Here is an 8,581-nt window from a genome sequence, read left to right on the forward strand (position 1 = left end):
CCTTCATAGTTTGGTGATGATGGCAGAGAGGTCACACCCGTTCCCATACCGAACACGGAAGTTAAGCTCTCTAGCGCCGATGGTAGTTGGGACCTTGTCCCTGTGAGAGTAGGACGTCGCCAAGCAACTTTAAGACGAGTCAGAATGACTCGTCTTTTTTGTATGCTTTCATACCTCTATCAATTGCATTTTTAACCCCTTCTAAATAAGAAAATCCATATTTTTTATCTGGCTCTAAGTAAGTTCCTTCCGCCCACTCGTTCCATGCGTTAATAAATAAAAACTCGCTGTTATAAAAAGAGTAAGTCCGATGAATTTGCTTGCTTAAATATATGGTGAACTTTTCAGGGGTAGAACCTACAAAGATGCTGCTATTCGCGTTTTTACGTCGTGCAGTATTATCCCAATCAACAAAAGCACCAGGAAATGTTTTTTTCTTTGGGAGCGATCGTTGTAATATATACATCCATACTTTATCGTAGTCCCAAACGTTTAATTGCATATCAGAATCATATATTACCTTATTTATGTCTGAAGAGCTATCATGGGCAATTGTATAGAAAGGTTCAAACTGAATGCTAGCATCGAATCCATTTATATTAGGTAGTGGAAAACTGTTTAATGTTTCAGCAAAGTATATACCTTTTAAACCATTTTCTCGCGCTAATGCATTCCAGTAATTAAGCATTTTTTCACAATCAGGAATATGTCCTGGACGATAAATAATGAATAGAGGTTTATCATCTATATAAATATATCTCTCATCTTGGAAAGCCTGTAATAAATAATCAAAGTGTTCCTTCCAATCAGATATATCTCCGTAGTCTTGAGGCATTAATATATGTTTATCGAGACCATCCCAAGATTTTGTCCATGGTTCATTTGCCCAAGAAAGACAAAAAGGGAAGTCAGGTTCTTTCATCTTTAGTACCTCATTAAAGGGTGTTTCTAATAGTCTTTTTCCTTTAAACCAGTAATGATAATAACAAAAACCATATATACCGTATGCTTTAGCGATTTTTGCTTGCCACTTTCTTACGGAGGGGGTAGTTAAGTCGTAATAAAAATCTTGATAAGGTTCCCTAGGTTGATAATGTCCTGAAAATAAAGGTCGTGCACTTTTAGTATTTGTCCATTCAGTAAATCCTTTCCCCCACCATCGATCATTTTCTTTAATTTGATGGAATTGTGGTAAGTAAAAAGCGATTATTTTCAAGTTATATCCCCCTCGTGTTTTTCGTAGTTCAAGTGTTGGGAAGTTATTCTTGATTTGGTGAAGCAATTTTAAAATAAGAGATATGTTATCTGTTTACTGTTTTTTTTATGGTATGTATTGGATTTTTTAAGCTTACTTAATAAGAGAGTATTAGGTAATTTGATATATATCTGAAATAGAAAGTACTTTTCGTCATGAAATTTATTACGTTGAATGAAAGGAATTAAATTTTTTGAAGGACAAAGAGGGCCTGTGGTAATCGATTTACATCATCAAAAAAGTCTTGTAGCTTTAAATATTTCTCATAATGATTTTCAATATAAGTCCTAGGTATAACGGTTTCTCCGTAAAAACTACTATTTCTAACATCCCCTGCACCAGTAGGGCTATGAACAAATTTGCCGTTTTCATAATCCGAGATGGCGCGATGTATATCTGGAAAAGCTTGAGATAAAGTTTTATGCCATCCTGTTTGAATTAATTCAGGATGTTCTTGGAATTGTTGACAAAAATCAAGAAAATAGCGCGCTTGTGTTGTTGCGATGAAGATTCCACCAGGGCGAAGAACTCTTGAAAATTCTTTTACCCAATTTTCGGCAGTTGCTTCGGATAAATGTGAGAATACAGAATAAGCGAATATGATATCTAATGAATTGTCGCTAATAAAATCTACAGGGGGATGTGGGCTTGCTGTTTTATATATCCCTCTTCCTAGTGTTTCATTACAAAGTGTGATCATCGCAGGATCGACATCAATGCCAAGTAAATTTTGATCAGAGGCATCTTTAAATAAGAAGCGTATAATTCTTCCCCATCCGCATCCGAAGTCTAAAACTTTACTTTCTTTATTCAAGGGAACTCCTAAATTTTGGGCGTATTCTTTTATATGGTTATAAAACAAATATGCTTCGTAAAGAGCATGTTCATAGGAAGCACCTACAAATTGTTTTTGAATTTCTTCAGTAGGAAACATAGGTACGGGAACCCCATTTATCGTTGTTTGTGAACAACTTTGTATAAATAAATTTAGAAGTTCGGCATCAGATAGTGAATTAACAAGATGATCAAAATCACTTCCTAACTTAAAGTTATTCATTTGTTAAACCTCCGAATTATATAGTGATTAAACTTTATTTTCTTGCTTTTTACTAATGAAAACATGTAAAAATTCAGCATCTAACCCTAGTGATCTATCCTTTTGTAAATAAACAATTGTATACATGTTTGCATGTGTATAAATATATTCAATCATATCCTGCCCCCAATCGAACGTTACTAAAGATCCATTCTCATCAATAGGGTTTCCATGATAAATGGGCTCTTCAATATATTCAATCACCTCTTTATTCATTCTTGCTCTTTGCACAGTTTTTGTGAGTGTATGATACCAAGGGACAGTAAATACATGAGCACCGCCAGGTTTCAATACTCGTTCTATTTCTTTAAAGGCTTTGTTTGGCGTCATTACATGCTCAAAAACGTCTTGAGTAATGAATAAATCAAAAGATTCATTTTCAAAAGTCATGTCTTCTAAGTTCTCACATCTAATACCTTGAAAGTATTGGCCAAGAGGATAATTTCTAAAGTATTGAGAATAAGTATAGTTTTTACAGTTTTTTAATAGTAGCTGAGTCGTAATTCCTCCAGGAGAGGATTCGTGAATATTATAGGAATCCCATTTTGGAAAAAATGTATGTAAAGCATGGATTAAAGCTCGCTGCCTTGGTATAGAGTTACATGTAGAACATAAATAATGATCTCTAAGCCAATCATTATGCTCTATAAATGTAGCTTTCTTTTCGCAAATAACGCAGTACCCATTATTGTGTTTCAAATTGATTTCCACACGATATCCCTCCTATGTTAATAAATGCAATCTATGTATGGAAAGTATGATACACGTCAACAATCGGCGAAATTAAAGGAAATGGGTGAAAGTTAGGTATCTCTTAAAATTACGATTAGGAGAAGGGAATAATTAGTTGGAGAGAACTCCCACTCGAATTAAAGTTTCACTTTATGCTATGCGATGTATCAGCTTTTATTCGTGGAAAAATGTATAGACTTAAAATATCCCTTTCGTGTATGGGTACATTTCAAAATCCTGTGCGTATATTTCTGTAACTAAATCCATAGTTTCTTTATCATAAAAGCTTTCGTATGTTGGAAATCGGGGAAAGCCTGGATCTGTAATGCTAAGTTCTGCATAGCTTCCTGCATAAATCATCTTGTGAGCACGATGATGATCTGAATTTGTAAAAAGTGCTAAAGGGGATTTCATCAAATCGTACATGTGTTCCATCTTGGTGATTTGTGTATTAAAATCTTCTAAAGGGATATAGCATTGAATGAAATTTTCTTCACCAGGGACGTATTGTTGACTGAAATGTATATCTAATGCTAGGGAATTGGAATCGAATGCCTGAACGTAATATAAAAATTGTTTAAATGATATTCCTTGATTACTATATTTATCATTATAAAAATAATGACGGATGCTTTCCCATTGTGGGCTAGCATATGGATTGTCAGCAAGTAATAAAAATGAGCTGACAGCTCTTGTATAAGGATTTCGTACAAGTTTACAAACATTTTTTTTAGCCTCTAGAAGACTATTTTGTAATTGTTGAATGTAATTTGTACTGTTTTTATACACCCAGAACTCATAGTAATGAATAAAGTCATTGTATTTCTTTGCTTCAGTAAATAATCCAATTTGAAAAAAGAACCAATTAGCTAATGAGGTGCATCCGCTTCTATGACTCCAAAATAGTATAAGGGGAAAGTCTTTATGGTAATGCGGAATTCGATCTTTATGTAGGATTACATGATTTAAAAGTTCTTGATTTATATTTTTCATGAGTTTAGCGCTCCTTTTTTGAGAACTTTGTGTATGTAGAAGTTTTTTTATGGGGTAAACAAGTGAGGATTGTTTATTAAATATATTCATGGGGATGAGTAAATATTATGAGTGTTTTTGCAGTCAACCTGAATAAGGAAGCTATTATAAAATGAAAATAGAAAATAAAGATAATGAAAATTTATAACAAACATACAATGATAAGAGGATGAATAATCAAAATGATCCAGTTTATTTGTGTATATTTTTAAGTTTGACGATAGGAAAAATTTATTACTAGAGAGATGATATTATGAGGAAGAATAATTATTTAATAGTAGGTGGAAATAGTTTCATTGGTATCAACCTCGCATTAGGTTTATTGAAACAGGGGCAAAATGTAAAAGTATTTTCCAGACATATAAATAATTTTCCTCAAAATATTATAAGTGAAGTTGAATTTATTAAAGGTGATTTAGAAAATGTTGAGGATATATATAAGGCTTTAGTGAATATAGATATTATTATTTATTTAGCTGCGACGTCTAACGTAGCAACTTCAATTGAAGATGTTTTCGGTGATATTAATAGCAGTCTATTTTTTCTTAATTTCATGGAAAGTGTTAAAGATTTTCGTATTAAAAAAATTATATTGGCTTCTTCGGGAGGCACAGTTTATGGTGAACCTGAATATTTGCCTATTGATGAGAAACATCCATTAAGACCACTTTCCCCGTATGGAATAACAAAAGTTTCGCTGGAGAATTATTTGTATTTTTATAAGAGAAAATATGGAATAGATTATGTTGTATGTAGATATTCTAATCCGTATGGAAAATACCAAAACCCCTTAAAAAAAGTAGGGGCGATAAATTGTTTTTTGTACCAGCATCTCAGTAATGAAAGGATTCATATATATGGGAATCCGGAGGAAATTATTAGAGATTATATTTATATCGATGATTTAGTTGAAATTACTATACAACTAGCACAATTAAATCAATTGAAATCTTGCGTATACAACATAGGGAGTGGCAAAGGTCTTTCTTTAAAACGAATTATAGTGGAATTAGAGAAAATAACAGAAAGAAAAGTGGATTTTATCTGTTACAAACAAAAACAAGAGAACGTTCAAAAAATCATTTTAAATATTGATAAGGTAAAACAAGAATTGAATTGGGAACCTAAAATAGATTTTAAACATGGGATTAGATTAAATAAGCTATGGATTGAAGAGTTCTTATATAGTAAAAAATAATAACCCACACTCTACTTGTATATAAGCAGAGCGTGGGTTATTAATTTACTTCTTTTTCTATAACCCAAAGGTCTTGATGTTCCCACCAAAATCCTTCAGTATACTTTTTGATAATTGGGTTATGGGGTAATAATTTAATTTTGTCACACACGTAAGAGGGACTAACTATCGTTTGTCCGTATTGATTCACATCTAAATCGAATTGTTCACTAGAAGAGAGAAACCAATAGCCCTTTTCATTTAAATTTGGAAACCCGAAGTATTTTTTGCTTTGATAGCCATGGGTTGTGAAAATGAATAAACCACCAGGTGAAACAGCGTTATACAATGTTTGCAGCCAACGAAACCAAGTTGTATCAGGCATATGAGAGAAAAAGGATAGACAAAAAACGATATCGTACGTAGAGGAGTCCAATTTTAACTGTTCAGGCTCAGGATGAGATAATATAGAAGAATTATTTAATTTGTTTTCAATAAAGGAAATAGCCTCTTCGTGTATATCGCAAGCGGTTATACTCAAATTCGCTTGTAGATTTAATAAATGACGTGTTACGCAGCCGTATCCGGATGCAAATTCTAACAATTTAATTGGATTGACTGTAGGAGGATAAAGGGAAGTAATTAAGTTTAAGAGTATTTGTGCTGAGTTTTGCCCATCTTTAAAGTAATAATCTATCGCTTCTTTTTTTGATGGGAAGACGGGATTAGTGACAATGAACTGAAAGATATGATCCTCAGGATGGATACTTGCATTTACATTATAGCTGTGTGCGATTTGAGAAATTAAATCTTTATGTTCCTCTATAAAGTCTTTCAAAGAGTATTCCCCCTTAAATAATAGTAGCGCCTTACAAGAGATATTGATGGTATAGAAAGCACACGTTTAAATTTTTAAGTATGTTTTAAGATACTTTCTATATGTATACATTTTCATTTTAGAAATGTCGTCGATAGTAAATTTTTCTTTAATGAAATTTTGCATTTGCACAACTTCATTGTAATGGGAGTATGAATCTTCTGTTCTCGTTACGCTATTTAAATGTCGTCTATGATAGTTTAAGGGGGCTGGATTGAAGTAAATATCTCCCTCTGTAAGAAGAGAAACATAGAAGAACCAGTCGCCAGCTATTTTGAACTTCTCTAACTGTTTTTCCGTTTTCTTCATATCTATATTTTTAAAAACTACACTTGAAACATTAGGTATAGTGTTTTTGATAAGTAACGTATCTTGTATTTCTTCGACGCCTTTTCGAAAATAGGGGGCTTTCCATTTTTCTTTATCGATATCATTTGTGTAATTTAAATAATGATTAGCCAATACATTTCCTTGTTCATCTATTTGTTTTGATTGTGTGTAACTTAAGGTAATATTGTTATTTATATAAAACCCCTGTATCACCTCTTGTAAAAATGTCTTATCGCATAAGTCATCGGCCTCTGCGATCCAAATATAATCACCAGTTGCTGCAGAGACTCCTTTTATCCATTGTTTAAATACAGAACTAGAGTTTTTATCATTAATAATCTGTTGAACCTTCAGGTGGGTCTTATTTTCTTTTGAAAGCAGCTTTTTAAAAGTTGATACGCTATGATCAGTGGAGGCATCGTCTAAGAAAATTAGTTCGTAAAGAGGGTAGGTTTGGTTTAATATTGATTCGATTCGATCAGGTAAGTATTTTTCATAATTATAGTTCGGTATGATTACACTTATCTTTTTGTAATTATGTTCGAGAAGATCTAGTAATTGATAAATGTAATTAAGAAAATTGAAGTTTTTTTCGATAAGTTCTTGGCCAAAGCTTCCCTTTTGTAATCGTAATCCCTCATCATGAATAAATTCATATATTTTTTCTAGTATTTTGGGTAAATTTAAAAAGTCTACTAAGGCACCAGTTTTTTCTGTAACAACATCTTCAAAACCTCCAGCATTTTTAAACCCTATAACAGGAAGTTTTGCATCTAATGCTTCTAAAACAACATTTGGAAAAGGATCTTCCCTTGAAGTTAATAAGTATAAGTCAGCCCCAGCGTTATATAATCCGATATCGGGAGTAGGATCGACTAATGTGAAATGTGCTTTATATTTAGGGGGCAGTGTATTCAGGAATTGAACGTCTGTTCTCCCTACCCAAATGAAATGAATATCCTTGTGAGTCTTTCTTACTGAGTAAGAGATAAGTGAGAATAAATCTATCCCTTTCCGATAATCTGCGAAGCCTACACCCAAGATGATTTTGCTATCTAGAGGCAGGTTAAGCTTCTTACGTAACTCATTTCTAGCTTTTGCAATATTGTTCTTATAAGGATTGTGGTTAAACAAACCTTGAGGGAGAATGTGACATTTTTGAGGATCCAATTCAGTGATTGTACGAAATTTTTCATATACGTATTGTGAAGGGAAGACAACTTTGTAAGCAAATTCAGCGATGTTTTTAGCTTTCCCTTCAGCAGAGTACTGTTGTATTAAATGCGGTAATTCATGTATTAATGAAACAACTTTTATATTTTGTCTAGCTAGTAATGCGACGATATCGCCACTTATGACAGTGCTACATATGGCGAGGGTAAAATTCTGTGATAATAAATCCTTTATTAATAATTCGACCTTTTCTTCTGTTTGATAACCTTGCTCGAGACAATAAACAGGACCGTACTTTTGAAAATCGGGAATTAAAATACCGGATCCAATAGAAATAATTGCAACAGAGTAATCAAAGTTTTCTTTAAGAGCCTTAATAGTATGTAAAGAAAGTAGCTGTGCTCCGTGGAAATGGGCATCATGGGATACATAAATTATCTTTTTATTAACATGCATTTCATAACGCCTCCTAAGGGTATTAGATTTCTTTCCCTTTTTTAAAGGTAAAGAAGAGAAGTGTTTTATTTATAATCCCCCTAGAGATGAGCAGGAGGGAGAACGTACTAAAAGAAAAAATACTATCCTTAATATATATTTACTTGGTCTCACATTCATTCTTTAGAAAAGTATTAGTATTAAGTTAGAGAGTGTAGGCTGCAGATTGTTAATTTGAATACATAAGTTTAAGAAGTTCTAAGGATGTGTTAGAAATTAAGAGAGGGCAAAGCTTTTATGATTTATAAAATAAAAAAGATAAAAGGTATTGACGATTGATCTACAGGGGTGTAATATAGAACAAGTCGCCGATGACAATAACGTCGAAAGCGACAAACGAAATAAAAAACTTAGTTGACATTGAAAGATGAAAATGTTAACATAAGGAAGTCGCAAATGAGCGGCTAAGTAGTT

The 8,581-nt window shown here is 32.8% G+C and carries 7 protein-coding genes and 1 rRNA gene; 2 read left to right on the forward strand and 6 right to left on the reverse strand.

The genetic code is table 11. The annotated features are described in order from the left end of the window. The first annotated feature begins 9 nt into the window (after positions 1 to 9). Positions 10 to 125, forward strand: a 5S ribosomal RNA gene (gene rrf, locus D1166_RS30600). Between the two features lie 14 nt (positions 126 to 139). On the opposite strand, the gene D1166_RS30605 is transcribed toward rrf, so the two are convergent. The 4 genes from D1166_RS30605 to D1166_RS30620 all read right to left on the reverse strand — a co-directional run bounded on the left by D1166_RS30605 (position 140) and on the right by D1166_RS30620 (position 4,076). Continuing rightward, positions 140 to 1,216, reverse strand: coding sequence for a glycosyltransferase WbsX family protein (locus tag D1166_RS30605; protein WP_000690999.1), 1,077 nt, complete (start codon positions 1,214 to 1,216; stop codon positions 140 to 142). Positions 1,217 to 1,439: 223 nt separating this feature from the next. After that, positions 1,440 to 2,312, reverse strand: a complete 873-nt coding sequence (locus D1166_RS30610; protein WP_118043544.1) for a class I SAM-dependent methyltransferase — start codon at positions 2,310 to 2,312, stop codon at positions 1,440 to 1,442. A 27-nt stretch (positions 2,313 to 2,339) separates the two neighbouring features. Then, positions 2,340 to 3,062 (reverse strand): class I SAM-dependent methyltransferase, encoded by a 723-nt coding sequence (locus tag D1166_RS30615; protein ID WP_000405118.1) that lies wholly within the window; start codon positions 3,060 to 3,062, stop codon positions 2,340 to 2,342. Positions 3,063 to 3,281: 219 nt separating this feature from the next. Further along, positions 3,282 to 4,076 carry a sulfotransferase family 2 domain-containing protein gene (locus D1166_RS30620; protein WP_000790055.1) on the reverse strand — a complete coding sequence of 265 codons (795 nt, stop codon included), beginning with the start codon at positions 4,074 to 4,076 and terminating at the stop codon, positions 3,282 to 3,284. A gap of 292 nt (positions 4,077 to 4,368) precedes the next feature. Here D1166_RS30620 and D1166_RS30625 point away from each other — a divergent pair, with 292 nt between their 5' ends. Further along, the gene (locus D1166_RS30625; RefSeq protein ID WP_001230827.1) at positions 4,369 to 5,313 is read left to right on the forward strand and encodes an NAD-dependent epimerase/dehydratase family protein; all 945 of its coding nucleotides are present in this window, start codon (positions 4,369 to 4,371) and stop codon (positions 5,311 to 5,313) included. Positions 5,314 to 5,353: 40 nt separating this feature from the next. Here the strand turns inward: D1166_RS30625 and D1166_RS30630 are convergent, their stop codons facing one another. Together D1166_RS30630 and D1166_RS30635 are read right to left on the reverse strand one after the other, a co-directional pair. Then, positions 5,354 to 6,130: a class I SAM-dependent methyltransferase gene (locus tag D1166_RS30630; RefSeq protein ID WP_000651241.1), complete on the reverse strand. Its 777-nt coding sequence runs from the start codon at positions 6,128 to 6,130 to the stop codon at positions 5,354 to 5,356. Between the two features lie 66 nt (positions 6,131 to 6,196). Continuing rightward, positions 6,197 to 8,128 (reverse strand): glycosyltransferase, encoded by a 1,932-nt coding sequence (locus D1166_RS30635; protein ID WP_097856381.1) that lies wholly within the window; start codon positions 8,126 to 8,128, stop codon positions 6,197 to 6,199. Between the last annotated feature and the right edge of the window lie 453 nt (positions 8,129 to 8,581).

Source organism: Bacillus sp. ISO11, assembly GCF_003458115.1.
Classification (GTDB): domain Bacteria; phylum Bacillota; class Bacilli; order Bacillales; family Bacillaceae_G; genus Bacillus_A; species Bacillus_A cereus.